Here is a 17878-nt window from a genome sequence, read left to right as displayed (position 1 = left end):
GACGTCTCCTACCGGTAGGTGAGCAACGAAGCCGCGTCGGCCTCGAAGTGCGGGTGTTCGTTGAAGGACAACAAGGTGACGCCGCCGCGGCCGGAGACCAGCTTCGTGATGCCGCCGTTGACCGTGACGCGGTTGAGCTTCAGCAGACCGGCTTCGGGGGTGCCCATCAGCAGGCCGCAGACCGTGGCGATGACGCCGCCGGAGGTGAACACCAGCGCGTGCTCCCCCTTGCCCAGCGAGGCCACCAGATCCGCGAGCGCGTCGCGGCAGCGGGCGGCGAACGCCGGCCACGTCTCGGCGCACGGCCCGCCGGTGCCCGCCGTCGTCCACGCGGTCAGCGCCGCGTCGAGTACCCCTTGGTACGCATGGGAATCCTCCTGCGGCGCACCGCCCGCGTGGTGGCGGGCGATGTCGACGTGGTCGTACTCGTTCCAGCGCGGGTCTTCGACCACCGGGACGTCGCTGCCCAGCACCTTGAGCGCAGTCGCCGCGGTGTCCCGCTGCCGCGCCAGCGAACCCGACCGGACCTGACTGAAGGAGACGTTGCGGCGCAGCAGTTCCGCACCGACCACAGTGGACTGCTCGAAGCCGCGCGGCGACAGGGCGTCGTAGTCGGCCGCGCCGAACGACGCCTGCCCGTGCCGGACCAGGTAGATCGCGCCCACTACACGCTTCCCTTCGCGATGATTTCCCGGCAGCGCCAGTCCAGGTAGCCGACGAACTGCCAGAAGTCCTTGAACGCCGGGTTGCGCGTGGCGCCCTCCCGGTACCGCCGGTACAGCTGCTGCAGCACCGCCGCGAGCCGGAACAGGCCGTAGACCTCGTAGAACCGCCAGTCGCCGATCGCGAGCCCGGTCCGCTCGGCGTACCGCGACACGAACTCCTCGCGCGTGAACATGCCGGGCACGTGCGTCGGCTGGCGGCGGCTCGCCTTCATCACGTCGTCGTCATCGGCCTGCACCCAGTAGGCCAGCATGCTGCCCAGCTCCATCAGCGGGTCGCCGAGGGTGGCCATCTCCCAGTCGAGCACGCCGGTGATGTTCAGCGTCGACGGGCCGTCCAGCACCAGGTTGTCGAGCCGGTAGTCGTTGTGGATCAAGCAGATCTTCACCTCGGCGGGCTGGTTCTCCGCCAGCCACGAGCGCACCTCGGCGAAGTCGCCGACGTTGTCCGTGCGGGCCGCCGTGTACCGGTCCGACCAGCCGCGGATCTGGCGCTCGACGTAGCCCGCGCCCTTGCCGAGGTCGGCCAGCCCGGCCTTCTCGACGTCGACGGCGTGCAGGTCGACCAGCCGGTCCACGACCTTGCCCGACAGCGCCCGCGCCCGGTCCGCGCTCAGCTCCAGACCGGCGGGCAGGTCGCCGCGCAGGATCAGGCCGTCGAGCTTCTCCATGACGTAGAAGTCGCCGCCGAGCACGCTCTCGTCGTCGCCGAAGGCCAGCATCCGCGGCACGTACGGGAACACCGGCGCGAGCGCGTGCTGCACGCGGTACTCGCGCCGCATGTCGTGCGCCGACGCGGCCTTGTGCCCGGCCGGCGGGCGGCGCAGGATCAGCTCGCGGTCCGGGTAGGTCAGCAGGTACGTCAGGTTCGACGCGCCGCCGGGGAACTGCCGGACGCGCGGCGGCTCGTCGCCGAGGCCCTCGAGCTTCGTCGTCAGCCAGGCGTGGACCGCGGCCGCGTCGAAGGCGTCCTCCTCACGCACCTCGACGGTGGTCACGCGAACCTCCGCAGGATCGAGGCCGGCACCACGCGCATCGCGAGGCTCAGCGGCACCCAGGGCCACGCGGGGACGTAGGCGCGCCGCGGCTCGGCCTCGATCGCCTTGGCCAGCGCCTTGGCGCCGCTCTCGGCCCGGGCGAGCAACGGGTTCTTGCCGATCCGGTCGTTCATCTCCGACTCGATGTAGCCGGGCCGGACGTCGGTGACGGCGATGCCCTTGCGCTTGAGCTCCAGCCGGGTGCCGTCGACGAACGCCGAGATGCCCGCCTTCGAAGCGGCGTACGCGGTGAGGTTGCCCGGCAGCCCCCGGATGGCGCTGAACGACGAGACGACCGCGAGGTGCCCCGCGCCCTGCTCCCGGAAGATCCCCGCGGCCGCTTCGATCTGCGCGGCGGCCGAGACGAAGTTGACCTCCAGGGTCTGGCGGTTGGCGTCGAACCGGCCCTTGCCGACCGGCTGCCCCTTCCCGAGCCCGGCGTTCACAATCACCCGGTCGAGGGACCCGAGCTCGGCGCGGAACTCCTCGAAGACGGCGAACACGCGGTCGTGGTCGGTGACGTCGAGGGTGCGCGTGACGACCTTGATCCCGGGGTGCGCGGCTTCGAGTTCCTTGGCGAGGTTCTCGAGGCGCTCGGTGCGTCGCGCGCACAGCGCCAGGTTGCGCCCCTTCGCCGCGAACCGGCGGGCCATACCCTCGCCCAACCCGCTGCTGGCGCCGGTGATCAGGATGTTCTTCCGGAGCGTCATGGACCGGATGCTACCCGTTGGTAATAAGACCGGTGGCCCGGCGCTGGGGGCGTCGCCGGGCCACCGGTCATCGCGCGGCCACACCGGCCGGTCGCACAACGCGGCCGGGTGAACCGGAGCCGTTGTCCACGGCTTCTCGGCCCGCGCCCGGGTGGTCCGTGAGGGGGAGGCGGGGCCACCGGCGCGGGCAAGTCATACAAGCGCGTCCGGCCTGGCCGGGGCAATGGTTCACAGTTGCCAGTACTAGCCCGTTCGCCCCAGCGGACCGCCTGGCGAAGAGGGACGCGGTCGGGGCGGGGAATCCTGCTAACGTGCTCCGTGTCGGGGATCGTCGGGGGACGGCACGGGGCGGATCGGCAATGGCGGGCAGCACGGCGGGCGACGAGAACGGGCGCACCGCGTTCGCCACGCAGCTGCGTGCGGCCATCGCGACGAGCGGGCTGTCGCTGGACCGGATCCAGGCCCGCCTGCGGGCCCGCGGCGTCGTCGTCAGCGTCACCGCCCTCAGTTATTGGCAGTCTGGCAAGCGCCAGCCCGAACGGCAGAGTTCGCTGTCGGCCGTCCGTACGTTGGAAGAGATCCTGGACGTCCCGGCCGGCGCCCTGCTCGGCCTCCTGCCCCCGCCACGGCCCCGTGGCGGCGCCGGGAAGCGCCACGCGGGCGGCGAGCCGATGTCGTTCCCGCTCGAGGTGCTGCAGCCGTTGCTGGACAAGGTCGGCGCCCCGAACGCGCTGGAGCGCCAGCACCCGCTGAAACTGGTCGGGCTGCACGACCTGTGCGAAATCGCCGCGGACGGCGGCCAGCGCGCGGTGACGGCCCGCGCGGTGTTCCAGGCGGTCTCGGACGGCCAGGACCGCTGGCTGCTGGTGTACACCCAGGACGATCCCGCGGCGGGCGCTCCGGAGCTGCACGCGGTCCGCAACTGCCGGATCGGCCGCGCCGAGGTCGACGAGGCACACGGACTGATCGTCGCCGAGCTGCTCTTCGACCAGCCGATCAACCGCGGCGAGACGCACTTGATCGAGTACACGCTGACGAACAGCGGGCCGCCGTACCCGGAGTGCCGCAACACCCACTACCGCGAGTTCCGCCGCCCGGTGCGGGAGTACCTGCTGGAGGTCCGGTTCGCACCGGGCACCGCGCCGGAGCGGTGCTGGCAGTACTCGCGCAACGGGTCGACGGGCTCACTCGCCCGCCGCCCACTGAAGCTCGACGGCGGCGACGGCGTGCACGCGGTGGCACTCGACTTCGGCCCCGGGGTGTTCGGCATCGACTGGGACTGATCGGCGGGCCCGGCCCGTCAGGAAAGCTTGGTACGCAACACCTTCCCGGTCGCGTTGCGCGGCAGCTCGTCGAGGAACTCGACGTCCCGCGGCACCTTGTACCGCGCCAGGTTCGCCTTCACGTAGTCGCGAAGTTCGTCGGCGTCCAGTGAAGCGCCGTCGGCGAGCACCACGAACGCCTTCAGCCGCTGGCCGAACTCCGGGTCCGCGACCCCGATCACCGCCGCCTCGAGCACGTCTTCGCGCTCCACCAGGAGGTTCTCCACCTCGATCGGGAACACGTTCTCGCCGCCGGAGACGATCATTTCGTCGTCGCGGCCGTCGATGAACAGGAGGCCGTCGGCGTCGAAGTGGCCGACGTCGCCGCTGGAGAGCAGGCCGTCGATGATCTCCTTGTGGCGGCCGTCGGTGTAGCCGCCGAAGCTCAGGCCGCTGCCCACGAACACCCTGCCGGTCACGTTCGGCTCCGTGATGCGGCGGCCGTTCTGGTCGTATAGCGCCACTTTGCAGCCGACCGGCGCGCGGCCGACCGTGCCCGGGGCCTTCCGCCAGTCCTCCGGCGTCGCCACCGTCGCCACCGCGACCTCGGTCGAGCCGTACAGGTTGTGCACCACGGGCCCGAACGCCTCGTTCGCGCGGTTGCCCAGGTCCGGTGACAGCGCCGAGCCGGCGACGAAGATGATCCGCAACGCCGACGTGTCGTACTTCGCGCGGGTCTCCTTCGGCAGGTCGACGATGCGCTGCAGCATCGTCGGCACCAGCACGAGCGCGGTGCACTTGTGCTCGGCGACGCCCTTCAGCGCCTCTTCCGGGCTGAACTTGCGGCGCATCACGACCGTCGAGCCGAGCGCGAAGGACAGGATGAACTGCGAAAGCCCGGTGCCGTGGAACAGCGGCGCGCCCATGTACGTGGCTTCGTTCGACCGCAGCGGGATCCGGTCGAGGAACTGCGCCGACGCCAGCGCCGAGGTGTGCGGCCGCGGCGCGCCCTTCGGCGTGCCGGTGGTGCCGCTGGTCAGCAGCACGAACCCGCCCGGCTTGGCCGGCGCGGGCCAGGGCCGGTCGTCGGTGCTGGCGATGATCTCGCTGAGCACCGGCACGTCGCGGCCGGACAGGTCGCTGTCCGGGTCGACCCAGGCGAGGTACCGGTCGACGCCATCGGGCATCGCGTCGAGCAGGCCGGTGAACTCCTGGTCGTACACGAGCGCGGTGACGCCCTCGCGCTCGGCGACGTCGGCCAGCTGCGGCTTGGCGAACCCGGTGTTCATCAGCAGCAGGCGGACGCCGAGCTTGCCCGCCGCCGCCATCGTGAGGACCAGGCCCCGGTGGTCGCGGCAGAGCGCGGCGACGACCTGGCCCGGCTCGATGCCGCGCTCCGACCACGCCCTGGCCAGCGCGTTCGACTGGTCGTCGAGCTGCTTGTAGGTGAGCGGCCCGAGCTCGTCGACGATGCCGACGGCGGTCGGGTCGCGGCGCGCGGAGATGTGGTTGGCGCCGGCGAACGGCCCGAACTTGCGGATCGCCACCAGCGAGCGAACCCCCTCGTCGAGCCGGGGGAAGGGAACGAGCCCCGCGCGGCGCATCACGTCGACGCTGCGGGCCGTCTCGGCCACCTTGTCCGCCACCTGCGTGGCGAGCTCGACCAGGCTCATCCAGGCACCTCCGTTGCTGCGGGGAAGAGAGCCCACGCCGACGGCGGCGTACCGGCGGTATGGGAGCTACTGGAGAGTAAACCAACCCTAGGCCGAACGCACCACCCGCGAGCGCGCGGAAACTGTCGGTGTCATCTGGGGCTTCGCCCCAGGACGGGGGCTCCGCCACCCGAACCCCCGAAAAATGTCGGTGGTGGTCGGCACAATGTCTACGTGCAGGTGATCGCGGGGCGTGAGGAGGACGGGAGCTTCACCGTGCACACGCCGTCTTCGACGTCGACAGGGCTGGACGAAGCGGGTTTCGCCAGGTCGGCGCGGGAACTGGAGGCGTCGGCCGAGCCGCGGTGGGTGTTCGCGTCGGCGGAGTCGACGTACCCGGTGCTCGTCGCGGCCGGGGTGCGGGTGCGCCGCTGCTACGACGTCGCGCTGGCGGAGGGGCTGCTGCTGGCGTACGAGGGCACGGAGGAGCAGTCGCGGAGCCTGCGCGCGGCCTGGGCCAGGGCGAACGGCGAAGAACCACCCCCGGATTCGGCGGCCGTCGAGCTGGCGCAGCCGACGCTGTTCGAGACCAGGGTGCCGACGCTGCCCGAGGGCGTGACGGTCGTCACGGCGATCCGGCGCGTGCTGGCCGAGCAGGAGCGGCGGGTGGCCGCGACCGAGCACCCCGACCGGATGCGGCTGCTGCTGGCCGCCGAGTCGGCGAGCGCGCTGGCCGCGGCGGAGATGTCGGCCGACGGGCTGCCCTGGCGGGCCGACCTGCACGAGGCGCTGCTGGTTTCCCGGCTCGGCCCGCGGGTGCGCCCCGGCGAGCGGCCGAAGGCGCTCGTGGAGCTGGCCGCGAAGATCAGCGAGGCGTTCGGCGGACGGCCGGTCAACCCGGACTCGCCACCGAGCGTGGTCCGCGCGCTGGCGCGTGCCGGGATCGAGGTGCCGGCGGCGCGGAAGTACCTGCTGAAGGGCATCGACCACCCGGCCGTGGCGCCGCTGCTGGAGTACAAGGAGCTCTCGCGGCTGTTCACGGCGAACGGGTGGGCGTGGCTCGACGAGTGGGTCGCCGACGGGCGCTTCCGCCCGCACTACGTCGTGGGCGGGGTGGTGTCCGGCCGCTGGGCCAGCCGCGGCGGCGGGGCGCTGCAGATCCCGAAGGTGCTGCGCACGTGCGTCCGGGCGGATCCGGGCTGGAAGCTGGTGGTGGCCGACGCGGCCCAGCTCGAACCGCGGGTGCTCACGGCGTTGTCGGGCGACCGGCGCCTGGCCGACGTCGCGGCGGCGACGGACCTGTACGCGCGGCTCGGCGAGGCGCTGTTCTCGGGCGCCCGCTGGGTCCCGCCCGCGGGCGACGACCGCGACGACCGGGCGCGCGCGAAGATCGCGATGCTGTCGGCGATGTACGGCGGCACGTCCGGCGAGGCGGGCCCCCTGCTCGGGCTGCTGCGCCAGCGGTTCCCGGACGCGGTGTCCTATGTGGAGCACGCCGCCCAGGCGGGCGAGCGCGGCGAGCGCGTTCGCTCCCGGTTGGGCCGAACGTCCCCGGCGCCATCGGCCGCGTGGCGCGCACTGACCGGCGGGCTGGCTTCGGACGAGGCCGCGGAGCTGAAAGCCCGCCGTGCGTCGCGCGGCTGGGGCCGCTTCACGCGCAACTTCGTGGTCCAGGCCAGCGCGGCCGACATGACAGCGGTCATGCTGGCCACGCTGCGGCAGCGCCTCCCGGCCCCCGCGCACCTGGTGTTCTTCCAGCACGACGAGGTCATCGTCCACACGCCGGACAAGCTGGCGGAGGAGGTGACGACGGCGATCACGGACAGCGTGACCGAGGCGGCCCGCATGCTGTTCGGCCCGGCCTGCCCGGTGCGGTTCCCGCTGCACATCGCCCCGGTGGAGACGTACGCCGACGCGAAGTGATTCCGGTAGCCTGAATCGTGATCGACTACGGGCTCGACCTCTCCACGGTCCCGCGCGAACGCGCCCTCCCCGGCCTGATCGCCGAAGGCGACGAGCTCGACGCCTTCGTGAGCGCGGCACCCGACTGGTCCCGGCCGACCCCGGCCGCGGGCTGGACGATCGCCCACCAGATCGCGCACCTCGCCGCGGCCGACGCGAACGTGCTCACCGCCATCCGGACGCCGGAAGCGTTCGACGCCGTGCCCAAGGACGCCGACCTCGACGCCGCCGCGGGGGCCGCTGAACCGCGCTCGGATTTGCTGGAACGCTGGCGCACCGGCCGGGCTGAGCTGGCGGCCGCGCTCGGCGACGTGCCGCTGGACCACGCCTTCCCCTGGTTCGGTTCCCAGGCGACCGCCGTCCTGATGGTGCCGCTCCGGCTGATGGAAACGTGGGCGCACGGCCAGGACGTCTTCGACGCACTGGGCGCCACGCGCCGGCCGACCCCGCGGCTCCGGCACATCGCCGCTCTCGGCGTGGCCGGACGGCCGCTGTCGTTCTCCGCGGCGCAGTCGCCGATGCCGGCCGAGGAGTTCCGCGTCGAGCTGACCGGGCCCGAAGGCGAACTCTGGACGTGGGGTCCCGAAGCCGCCGCACAACGCGTGCGAGGCACGGCGCTCGACTTCTGCCTCCGGGTCACCCACCGCCGGTCCCGCGCCGAAACCGCCCTCACTGCAACCGGCGAGGACGCCGGCCGGTGGCTGGACATCGCCCGCGTCTTCCTCTGAGCGTCACGCCAAAGCGTCGTCGATCGCCTTCGTGATCCGCTTCAGCGACACCGGATGAGCCGTCCCCAGCGTCTGCGCGAAGAACGACACCCGCAGCTCCTCGATCATCCACCGCACCTCGCGCAACGCCGGGGACGACGTGCCCGGGGGGAGCGAAGCCAGCGCGTCGGCGTACTCGGCCTGGATCCACGCGATGTCCGCGGTGCGCTGCAGGTCGCGTGTCGGCTCCGTCGGCAGCTTCTCCAGCCGGCGGGAGATCCCCTGCAGGTACCGCACGACGTTCCGCAGCCGCGAAGCGCCCGTCTCCGTCACGAAACCCGGGTAGACCAGCGCGGCGAGCTGCGCTCGGATGTCGGCGAGCGACTCCGCGGGACCGCGGGTGGCCGGCAGCTGGACCTCGACGTCGTTCGCCGCGCGGAGGATCTTCTCCACTTCGGTCAGCACCCCGAGGACCTCCGGGTGCAGGCCCGCGCGGACCTTCTCCAACAGCACCTTGAACCCCGTCTCGTCCCAGACCGGGCCGCCGCCTGCCGCCATCAGGGCGTCGACCGCGCAGTCGACGCAGTCCTCGAGCAGGGCCGCGACGCTGCCGTGCGGGTTCCGGTTCAGCACCAGCTTCGACGAGTTCGTCAGCGACCTCGTGATGAACTTCATCGGCGAGTTCAGGTTCAGCCGCAGCATCCGCCGGGTGCCCGCCCACATCGCGTGGGCCTGCTGGCCCGGGGTGTCCAGCATGCGCACCGCCACCGACGCGCCCTCGTCGACCAGTGCCGGGTACGCCTTGACGTCGTGGCCGCGCTGCGTCGACTCGAACACCTTCGGCAGCGAGCCGAACGACGGCTTCGTCAGCCCGGCCTTCTCGAGGGTGTTGGCCGCCTTGGAGATCGTCGCGCGGACCTTCGGCGCCAGTTTCCGTTGCAGGGCTTCGACGTCCTTGCCTTCGGCGACGCGCCGGCCGCCGTCGTCGACCACCCGGAACGTCATCTTGAGGTGCTCGGGCACCGAAGCCGGGTCCCAGTCCGCGTACGGCACCGTGATCCCGCGCAGCGCACGCAGCTCGCGGCCCAGCACCTCCAGCAGCGGACCGTCCGAAGGGGACACTCGCGAAAGGACGTACTTCGCCGTGTCCGGCGCCGGGACGAAGTTGCGCCGCAGCGCCTTCGGCAGCGACTTGATCAGCTGCGTGACCAGCTCTTCGCGCAGCCCGGGCACCTGCCAGTCGAACCCGTCCGGCGTCACCTGGTTCAGCACCGGCAGCGGGATGTGCACGGTGACGCCGTCGGCATCCGCGCCCGGCTCGAACTGGTAGGTCAGCTTGAAGACCTGCGTGCCTTGGGTCCACGAGTCGGGGTAGTCCGACTCGCGCACGCCGCCCGCGGTCTCGTTGATGAGCATGGACTTCTCGAACGACAGCAGGTCCGGCTGCTCGTGCCGGGTCTTCTTCCACCAGCTGTCGAAGTGCCGCACCGAGACGACATCGGCCGGCACCCGCTCGTCGTAGAACTCGTACAGCGTCTGGTCGTCGACGAGGATGTCGCGCCGCCGCGCCCGGTTCTCGAGGTCCTCGACCTCTTCCAGCAGCGCCCGGTTCTCGGCGAAGAAGTGGTGGCGCGTCTGCCAATCGCCCTCGACCAGCGCGTGCCGGATGAACAGCGCCCGCGACAGTTCCGGGTCGATCCGGCCGTAGTTGACGCGGCGGTCGGCGATCAGCGGGACGCCGTACAGCGTCACCTTCTCGGTCGCCATCACCGCGCCCTGCTTGCGTTCCCAGTGCGGCTCGGAGTAGGTCCGCTTGACGACGTGCTGGGCGAGGGGCTCGACCCACTCGGGCTCGATGCGCGCGTTGACCCGCGCCCACAGCCTCGACGTCTCGACCAGCTCGGCCGACATCACCCAGCGCGGCTGCTTCTTGAACAGCGCCGAGCCGGGGAACACGCCGAAGCGGGCGCCGCGTGCACCCAGGTAGTCGCCCTTCGCCGGGTCCTTGAGCCCGATGTGCGAAAGCAGCCCGGCGATCAGCGACGTGTGCACGCGCTGCGGGTCGACCGGGGACGCGTTCGTGTTCAGCGAGATGCCGAGCGGCTTGGCCAGCTGGCGGAGCTGGCTGAAGATGTCCTGCCACTCCCGCAACCGCAGGTAGTTCAGGTACTCGGTGCGGCACATGCGGCGGAACTGGTTGCCGGACAATGCCTTCTGCTGCTCGGCGACGTACTCCCACAGGTTGAGGTAGGCGAGGAAGTCCGACGTCGGGTCGGCGAAGCGCGCGTGCTGGGCGTCGGCCGCCTGCTGCTTCTCCGCCGGCCGCTCGCGCGGGTCCTGGATGGACAGTGCGGCGGCGATGATCATGACCTCGCGGACGCAGCCGTTCTTCGCGGCTTCCAGCACCATCCGGCCCATCCGCGGGTCGACCGGCAGCTGCGCGAGCTTGCGGCCGATGTCGGTCAGCGTGCGGTCACCCCCGGCGCTGTCGAACGCGCCGAGCTCCATCAGCAGGCCGACGCCGTCGGTGACCTGGCGGCGGTCGGGCGGCTCGACGAACGGGAACGCGGCGATGTCGCCGAGGCCCAGCGAGGTCATCTGCAGGATGACCGACGCCAGGTTGGTCCGCAGGATCTCGGGGTCGGTGAACTCCGGCCGGCTCTCGAAGTCCTCTTCGGAATAGAGCCGGATGCAGATGCCGTCGGACGTGCGGCCGCAGCGGCCCTTGCGCTGGTTCGCCGACGCCTGCGACACCGGTTCGATCGGCAGCCGCTGCACCTTGGTCCGGTGGCTGTAGCGCGAGATCCGCGCGGTGCCCGGGTCGACGACGTACTTGATGCCCGGCACGGTCAGCGACGTCTCGGCGACGTTGGTCGCGAGCACCACCCGGCGTCCGGTGTGGGACTGGAAGATGCGCTGCTGCTCGGCCGAGGACAGCCGCGCGTACAGCGGCAGGACCTCGGTGTTGCGCAGGTTCGCGCGGTTGAGGACGTCGGCGGTGTCGCGGATCTCGCGCTCGCCGGACAGGAACACCAGGATGTCGCCGGGCCCTTCGGCGCACAGCTCCTCGACGGCGTCGAGGATGCCCTGGGTCTGATCGCGCTCCTCGGCGTCCTCGGAGGGGTCGTCGGGGTCGACGAGCGGCCGGTACCGGGTCTCGACCGGGTAGGTCCGGCCGGAGACCTCGACGATCGGCGCGTCGTCGAAGTGCTTCGAAAAGCGCTCCGGGTCGATCGTGGCCGAGGTGATGATGACCTTGAGGTCGGGACGGCGCGGCAGCAGCTGCTTGAGGTAGCCGAGGATGAAGTCGATGTTGAGGCTGCGCTCGTGGGCCTCGTCGATGATGAGCGTGTCGTACTGGCGCAGCGAGCGGTCGGTCTGGATCTCGGCGAGCAGGATGCCGTCGGTCATCAGCTTGACCAGCGTGTCCTGCCCCGACTGGTCGGTGAACCGCACCTTGTAGCCGACGGCGTCGCCCAGCTCGGTCTTCAGCTCGCTCGCGATCCGGTCGGCGACCGTGCGCGCGGCGAGCCGGCGGGGCTGGGTGTGCCCGATCTGCCCGCGGATGCCGCGGCCGAGCTCGAGGCAGATCTTCGGCAGCTGGGTGGTCTTGCCCGACCCGGTCTCCCCCGCGACGATCACGACCTGGTGCTTCTCGATCGCGGCCGCGATCTCGCCCTTGAGCTTGCTGACCGGCAGCTCTTCGGGGTACTCGATCTTGGGCACGCTCTCGCGCCGCGACTGCACGCGCAGCTCGGCCTTCTCGACGTCGGCGGAGATCTGCGCGAGAGCGGCATCGCGGTCACGGGACTTGCGGGCACCGTCGAGCCGGCGGCGCAGACGGAGTTCGTCGCGCGGCATCAGCTCGGGCAGGCGCGCCCGCAGGGCGGCGAAGGGGGATGGCGTGGACATGCTTGGTCCCAGGATAGCCGTGCGTGACGAACCCGGCCTCCGAATATCCCGCTCGCGTGACGGGGCGCACGCCAAGCGCCCCGATGTGGCCTTGGGGCGCTCGGGACCGACGTCAGCCGGGCTGCACCTCAGCTCCGCTGGAGCGAGTCCGGGCCCAGGTCCGCCAGCGTGCGATGCCCGGACAGCCCCATGGTCAGGTCGAAGTCCGCCAGCAGGCTCCGCAGCACGTGGCGGACGCCGTCCTCGCCCGCGTGGGCCAGGCCGTACACCCACGGGCGGCCGACCAGGACCGCCCGCGCGCCCAGTGCCAGTGCCTTGAGGACGTCCGAGCCGGTGCGGACGCCCGAGTCGAAGAGGACCTCCAGCCGGTCGCCGACCGCCGCGACGATGCCGGGCAGCGCCTCGAGCGCGCCGATCGCGCCGTCGACCTGGCGGCCGCCGTGGTTGGACACCACGATGCCGTCCATGCCGGCCTCGGCCGCGCGGCGCGCGTCGGCCACGTGCTGGATTCCCTTGAGGACGATCGGGCCGTCCCAGTGCTCGCGCAGGAACGGCAGCTGGTCCCACGTGCGGTCGGTGCCGGTGATCATGCCGAGCCAGGTCAGGATCGCGGTGCCCTTGTCCTCCTCCGGCGTCTTCTCCAGCCGGGACAGGAACACCGGGTCGGTGAACGGGACGGCGAGGCCCTCGCCGCTGAGGAACGGCAGGTAGGACTGGTCCAGATCGGACGGTCGCCAGGCCAGCGTCCACGTGTCGAGCGTGACGACCAGCGCCGTGTACCCCGCGCTCTTCGCCCGGGCCAGCAGGCTCGCGCAGACGTCCGGGTCGCCCGGCCAGTACAGCTGGAACCAGCGCGGGCCGTCGCCGTTCGCCGCGGCGACGTCCTCGATGCCGGTCGACGACGCCGTGGACAGGATGAACGGCAGGCCGACCGACGCGGCGGCGCGGGCGGTCGCGGACTCGGCGTCCGGGTGCACGATCGACTGGACGCCGACCGGCGCGACGGCCACCGGCGCGGGCAGCCGGGTGCCGAGCACCGTCGTGGCCAGGTCGCGGTCGGTGGCGCCGGTCAGCATCCGCGGGACCACGCGCCAGCGGTCGAACGCCTCGCGGTTGGCGCGCGCGGTCGCGCCGGACCCGGCCGCGCCGGCGACGTAGGAGAACGGGCCGGGCGCCATGACCTCGCGGGCCGACGCCTCGAGCTGGGTCGCGTCGGTCGAGCACGGCGGCAGCTGACCACCGAGTCCCTGCAGGTAGAGCTCGTTCTGATAGCTGCCGAAGCGTTCGGTCACGGGTTCCTCCTCGCGTTCGAGGGGGCACTGTACTCGCCGGTACTTTCACCCGGCGCCCCGAAGTGACCGGCGGGTAACCTGAGCGGGCCGACGGCGGAGAAGGAGACGAGATGCGCGCGCACGACGTGGTCCTGTTCGGGGCCACCGGGTTCACCGGCGGGCTGACCGCCGAGTACCTGGCCCGCCACGCGCCCGCCGGCCTGCGCTGGGCGCTGGCCGGGCGCAACCGCGGCAAGCTCGAAGCCGTCCGAGCGCGGCTCGCGGCGATCGACGACCGGTTCACCGCGCTCGACCTGCTGATCGCCGACTCGGCGGACCCCGCGTCGCTGAAGGCCGTCGCCGAATCGGCGAAAGTGGTCATCACGACCGTCGGGCCGTACCTGACGCACGGCGAACCGCTGGTGGCGGCGTGCGCCGAGGCGGGCACCGACTACGTCGACCTCACCGGCGAGCCCGAGTTCGTCGATCGGATGTACCTGGCGCACGACCGGCGCGCCCGCGAGACCGGCGCACGGCTGGTGCACTCGTGCGGCTTCGACTCGATCCCGCACGACCTCGGCGTCCGGTACACCGTGAAGCAGCTGCCCGAAGGCGTTCCGCTGAAGGTAGACGGCTACGTGCGGGCCGGCGGCATGCCGTCCGGCGGCACGTTCCTCAGCGCGCTGACCATCATGTCCCGGCTGCCGGCCGGGGCCCGGGTCGCGAAGGAACGCGCGGCGGCCGAGCCGCGGCCCGCCGGCCGGTTCGCCCGCGCCCCGCTCGGGCGCCCGCACCGGGTCGCCGGCCCGGGCTGGTGGGCGGTGCCGCTGCCGACCATCGACCCCGAGGTCGTGCGCCGGTCCGCGGCCGCGTCCGAGCGCTACGGCCCGGACTTCACCTACCGGCACTTCGCGGCGGTCAAGCACCTGCCGATCCTGGCCGGTGGCGTGGCGGGCGCCGGTGCCCTGCTCGCCGCGGCGCAGATCCCGCCCGCCCGGCGCGGGCTGTCGCGGCTGCTGGCGCCCGGCAACGGCCCGAGCCCCGAACGCCGCGCGCGGTCGTGGTTCTCCGTGCGGTTCATCGGCGAGGGCGGCGGCGAGCGGGTCGTCACGGAGGTGTCCGGCGGCGACCCCGGCTACGACGAAACGGCGAAGATGCTCGCGGAATCGGCGTTGTGCCTGGCGACCGACGAACTCCCGGAAACCGCGGGCCAGGTGACCACGGCCACCGCGATGGGCGACGCCCTCATCGACCGCCTCACCAAAGCCGGAATGCGCTTCACCACCCTCTGACCGCCCGCCCCGGTCGTGAGTGATAAGTCGGGTTAGAACCCTACTTTTCACTCACGAGGCAGTTTCACGGTTTCACAGCGGCGGGCGTGAAAATCCGGTGCTGTGATGGAGCTTCTGGCGCCCCTGCTCCGCGATTAGCGTCGATCGGGTTCTCCCCTCCCCTTCGCGTTTTTCAAGGAGCGTCATGAGATTGCCGCAACGGTTCGCCGCGCTCGGCGGCGCCACGGCGGCGGGCATGGTGGTGGTCGGCATCGCCGTCGCCGCGCCCGCGCAGCCCGCCCCCGAACCGCCGCCCTCCGCCGCGCAGGTGCAGGCCAACGCCACCGGCGCCGCCGCGAGCCTGGTCGCGGCCCGCCCCGCCGCGCTGTTCACCGGCTCGCACGACAAGTTCGTCCAGCGGGACGTGCGGTCCGCCGGCGGCCTGTCGTACGTCGTCTACGACCGCACCTACGACGGCCTGCCCGTGATCGGCGGCGACCTGGTCATCGCCACCGACGCGGCGGGCACGGTCAAGACCACGTCCGTCGCGCAGCAGCAGCCCCTCGGCGACCTCGACGTCCACGGGGCGAAGCTGACCGCCGCGCAAGCCGAAGCCTTGGCACGCAAGCAGGTCCGCGGGCCGAAGAGCCTGCCCGGCGGGAAGCTCGTCGTGGTCGCCGACGGCAGCGGGCGGCTCGCGTACGAGAGCAACGTCGAGGGCACCGACGAACACGGCGAGCCGAGCAGCCTGAGCGTTTACGTCGACGCCGCCGACGGCCGCGTGCTGCGGACCGTGCAGCACGTCGCCGCGGGCACCGGTACCGGCAAGTGGAACGGGCCGTCGCCGCTGGCGCTGAACACGACGAAGTCCGGCAGCACGTACTCGATGGCCGACCCGAACACGGCCAACCTGGACTGCCGCAACTACAGCAGCGACTCCGTCCTCACCGGACCGGACGACAGCTGGGGCAACGGCACCGGCACGAACATCGAAACCGGCTGCGCGGACGCGCTGTTCGTCGCCCAGACCGAAAAGAAGATGCTCTCGGAATGGGTGGGCCGCAACGGCTTCACCGGCAACGGCGGCGCGTGGAAGATCCGCGTCGGCCTCGACGACGAAAACGCGTACTACTACAACTCGCGCCCGGCGTACGTGAACCTCGGGCACAACCCGAGCGGCGAATGGGTCGGCTCGCTGGACATCCTCGGCCACGAAATGGGCCACGGCATCGACGACTACTCCGGCTCCGGCGGCTTCTCCGGCGGCGGCACGCAGGAGTTCGTCGCCGACACCTTCGGCACCGCGACGGAGTTCTACGCGAACGAGCCGTCGCAGTACGACCCGCCGGACTACGCGATCGGCGAGGAGGTCAACCTCGTCGGCACCGGCGCGATCCGGTACATGTACGACCCGTCGAAGGTCGGCGACCCGAACTGCTACTCCAGCTCGACCCCGAACGCCGAGGTGCACAAGGCAGCCGGGCCCGGCGACCACTGGTTCTACCTGCTCGCCGAGGGCAGCAACCCGACGAACGGGCAGCCCACGAGCTCGACGTGCAACAACACGACGGTGACCGGTCTCGGCATCCGCAAGGCGATCAACATCATGCACGGCGCCGTGCAGCTCAAGACGTCCGGCAGCAACTACCTGCGCTACCGCACGTGGACGCTGCAGGCCGCGAAGAACCTGTACCCGAACAGCTGCACGGAGTTCAACACCGTGAAGGCGGCGTGGAACGCGGTGAGCGTGCCGGCGCAGTCGGGCGACCCGACGTGCACGGACGGCCCGCCGACGACCACGACGACGCCGCCGACCACGACCACACCGCCGACCACGCCGCCGCCGGGCGGGTGCAGCGGTCAGCAGGTGCAGAACCCGGGCTTCGAGTCCGGCCAGGCGTCCTGGACCGACCCGAACACGACCATCGGCCAGTGGGGCAGCCAGGCGCCGGCGCGCTCGGGCAGCTACGACTCGTGGCTGGGCGGCTGGGGTTCGGCGCACACCGACACGGTTTCGCAGTCGGTGACGATCCCCGCGAACTGCCGCGCGAGCCTGACGTTCTGGCTGCGCGTGTGGACCGGTGAGACCGAGAACGTCGCCTACGACAAGCTCGTCGTGTCCCTCGGCTCGACGACGCTGGCGACGTACTCGAACCTCGACCGCACCTCGGCGTACGTCCAGAAGACGATCGACGTGTCGTCGTTCGCCGGGCAGACGGTGACGCTCAAGTTCGCCGGGACCGAGGACCAGTCCCTGCAGACGTCGTTCGCCGTGGACGACACCGCGCTCACGGTCAGTTGATCCCCCGGCGAGGCCTGTCACCTACTTTGGTGGCAGGCCTCGTTGCGCGCTGTTCGGGGAGAATTCATGCTTACCCGATGGAAGCGCTGCCGTCCGAAGTCGCCACCGCGGTCCGGGAAGGACCGTTCGACGTGGCTTTCGACGCGGCGATCCGGCACCGCGGGCTGAGCTTGGAAGCCCTGCAGCGGCGGATGGCGACGCACGGCGCCCAGGTCAGCTTGGCAACCCTGAGCTACTGGCGCCGCGGCCGGCGTCACCCGGAAGGGCACCGCTCACTGCACGCGGTCGGCGTCGCGGAAGGCTGCCTCGGCCTGCCGGCGGACGCGTTGACGAGCCTGGTGGCGCGCCCCCGCGAGCGCTCGCCGTGGCCCGGCGGGGTCAGCCTGGCCAGTGCACTGGGTTCCGAGCCGACGGAGCTGGCCTCCTGCGACGGCATCGACCTCGACGGCAACGCCCGCCTGGCGCTGGCCTCGGTCCACCAGCGCGCGACGCTCGGCCCGGACCGCACCGAGCGCTCGGTCCGCTCGGAGCTGGTGGTGACCAGCCGCGAGGACGGCGTCGACCGCTGGGTCTCGTTCTTCCGCCCCCAGACCGGCGGCGGCCACCAGCCGGTCCTGCGCTCGGCGAACTGCTGCCGCCCGGGCCGCGTCCGGCGCGACCCGGCGTCCGAGCTGATGGCCGTCGAGCTGCGCTTCGACTACCCGCTGCGCGCGGGCGAGACGTACGTGTTCGACTTCGAGTTCGGGTACGAGGGGACGCCGCCGGAGACGAGCTACCTGCAGTTCGGGGTCCGCGCCCCGGCCCGGCAAATCGTCTTGCAGGCCAGCTTCGACGCGGCGGCGGTGCCGGTGCGGTGCTACCGGTACCACCGTCCGCGGGAGGGTCCGCCTGACGGGGAACGGTCGCGGGAGCTGCCGGTGGGGCCGAGCCTGACCAGCCACATCGCGGTGCTGGACGCCCAGCCGGGCGTCTACGGGATGGTCTGGGAGTGGGACTGAGCCACGCCTGGCCGCCGGTTGGGTGTGTGGCCGGGTGGTCGTGAGTGTTTAGGACGGTTCTAACCGTCCTAA

At 71.8% G+C, this 17878-nt stretch carries 12 protein-coding genes; 6 read left to right on the top strand and 6 right to left on the bottom strand.

Going from position 1 to position 17878, the window contains the following annotated elements:
* Nucleotides 1-8: 8 nt before the first annotated feature.
* From SD460_RS17605 to SD460_RS17595, 3 genes are read right to left on the bottom strand one after another with little or no spacing between them, the layout of a single operon-like run.
* Nucleotides 9-665, bottom strand: a complete 657-nt coding sequence (locus SD460_RS17605; protein ID WP_290057536.1) for a histidine phosphatase family protein — start codon at nt 663-665, stop codon at nt 9-11.
* Entirely contained in the window at nt 665-1720 is a 1056-nt protein-coding gene (locus SD460_RS17600; RefSeq protein ID WP_290057535.1) for a phosphotransferase family protein, read from the bottom strand. The genes SD460_RS17605 and SD460_RS17600 overlap by 1 nt, the downstream gene beginning before the upstream one ends.
* Nucleotides 1717-2469, bottom strand: coding sequence for an SDR family oxidoreductase (locus SD460_RS17595; RefSeq protein ID WP_290057534.1), 753 nt, complete (start codon nt 2467-2469; stop codon nt 1717-1719). The genes SD460_RS17600 and SD460_RS17595 overlap by 4 nt, the downstream gene beginning before the upstream one ends.
* A 359-nt stretch (nt 2470-2828) precedes the next feature.
* Between SD460_RS17595 and SD460_RS17590 the strand changes: the two genes are divergently transcribed.
* A complete protein-coding gene (locus SD460_RS17590) occupies nt 2829-3752 on the top strand; it encodes a hypothetical protein (protein WP_290057533.1) in 924 nt (307 codons plus the stop codon).
* Nucleotides 3753-3769: 17 nt separating this feature from the next.
* Here the strand turns inward: SD460_RS17590 and SD460_RS17585 are convergent, their stop codons facing one another.
* The gene (locus SD460_RS17585) at nt 3770-5404 is read right to left on the bottom strand and encodes an acyl-CoA synthetase (protein WP_318306385.1); all 1635 of its coding nucleotides are present in this window, start codon (nt 5402-5404) and stop codon (nt 3770-3772) included.
* A 213-nt stretch (nt 5405-5617) separates the two neighbouring features.
* On the opposite strand from SD460_RS17585, the gene SD460_RS17580 reads away from it, so the two are divergent.
* Together SD460_RS17580 and SD460_RS17575 are read left to right on the top strand one after the other, a co-directional pair.
* Nucleotides 5618-7306 carry a bifunctional 3'-5' exonuclease/DNA polymerase gene (locus tag SD460_RS17580; RefSeq protein WP_290057531.1) on the top strand — a complete coding sequence of 563 codons (1689 nt, stop codon included), beginning with the start codon at nt 5618-5620 and terminating at the stop codon, nt 7304-7306.
* Between the two features lie 17 nt (nt 7307-7323).
* On the top strand, nt 7324-8073 hold the full coding sequence (locus SD460_RS17575; RefSeq protein WP_290057530.1) for a TIGR03084 family metal-binding protein: 750 nt from the start codon (nt 7324-7326) through the stop codon (nt 8071-8073).
* Between the two features lie 3 nt (nt 8074-8076).
* Here SD460_RS17575 and hrpA read toward each other — a convergent pair whose 3' ends face one another.
* Together hrpA and SD460_RS17565 are read right to left on the bottom strand one after the other, a co-directional pair.
* Entirely contained in the window at nt 8077-11964 is a 3888-nt protein-coding gene (gene hrpA, locus SD460_RS17570; protein WP_290057529.1) for an ATP-dependent RNA helicase HrpA, read from the bottom strand.
* Between the two features lie 128 nt (nt 11965-12092).
* A complete protein-coding gene (locus SD460_RS17565; RefSeq protein ID WP_290057528.1) occupies nt 12093-13256 on the bottom strand; it encodes a lactate 2-monooxygenase in 1164 nt (387 codons plus the stop codon).
* 110 nt (nt 13257-13366) lie between these two features.
* Here SD460_RS17565 and SD460_RS17560 point away from each other — a divergent pair, with 110 nt between their 5' ends.
* The 3 genes from SD460_RS17560 (at nt 13367) to SD460_RS17550 (ending at nt 17806) form a co-directional block, all read left to right on the top strand.
* Nucleotides 13367-14527, top strand: a complete 1161-nt coding sequence (locus SD460_RS17560; RefSeq protein WP_318306384.1) for a saccharopine dehydrogenase family protein — start codon at nt 13367-13369, stop codon at nt 14525-14527.
* A gap of 184 nt (nt 14528-14711) precedes the next feature.
* Nucleotides 14712-16808 (top strand): M4 family metallopeptidase, encoded by a 2097-nt coding sequence (locus SD460_RS17555; protein WP_290052741.1) that lies wholly within the window; start codon nt 14712-14714, stop codon nt 16806-16808.
* A 77-nt stretch (nt 16809-16885) separates the two neighbouring features.
* Complete coding sequence (locus SD460_RS17550) at nt 16886-17806, top strand: hypothetical protein (protein WP_290052738.1); 921 nt, start codon at nt 16886-16888, stop codon at nt 17804-17806.
* Nucleotides 17807-17878: the final 72 nt, after the last annotated feature.

The sequence above is a fragment of the Amycolatopsis solani genome (genome assembly GCF_033441515.1).
GTDB lineage: Bacteria > Actinomycetota > Actinomycetes > Mycobacteriales > Pseudonocardiaceae > Amycolatopsis > Amycolatopsis solani.
This window is presented reverse-complemented; position numbering and strand designations above follow the sequence as displayed.

What these genes read in the sequence shown, in the direction of transcription:
- SD460_RS17560 (WP_318306384.1), top strand. Translation starts at nt 13,367, where the DNA reads ATGCGCGCGCACGACGTGGTCCTGTTCGGGGCCACCGGGTTCACCGGC.
- hrpA (WP_290057529.1), bottom strand. Translation starts at nt 11,964, where the DNA reads ATGTCCACGCCATCCCCCTTCGCCGCCCTGCGGGCGCGCCTGCCCGAG.
- SD460_RS17585 (WP_318306385.1), bottom strand. Translation starts at nt 5,404, where the DNA reads ATGAGCCTGGTCGAGCTCGCCACGCAGGTGGCGGACAAGGTGGCCGAG.
- SD460_RS17595 (WP_290057534.1), bottom strand. Translation starts at nt 2,469, where the DNA reads ATGACGCTCCGGAAGAACATCCTGATCACCGGCGCCAGCAGCGGGTTG.
- SD460_RS17550 (WP_290052738.1), top strand. Translation starts at nt 16,886, where the DNA reads ATGGAAGCGCTGCCGTCCGAAGTCGCCACCGCGGTCCGGGAAGGACCG.
- SD460_RS17590 (WP_290057533.1), top strand. Translation starts at nt 2,829, where the DNA reads ATGGCGGGCAGCACGGCGGGCGACGAGAACGGGCGCACCGCGTTCGCC.
- SD460_RS17555 (WP_290052741.1), top strand. Translation starts at nt 14,712, where the DNA reads ATGAGATTGCCGCAACGGTTCGCCGCGCTCGGCGGCGCCACGGCGGCG.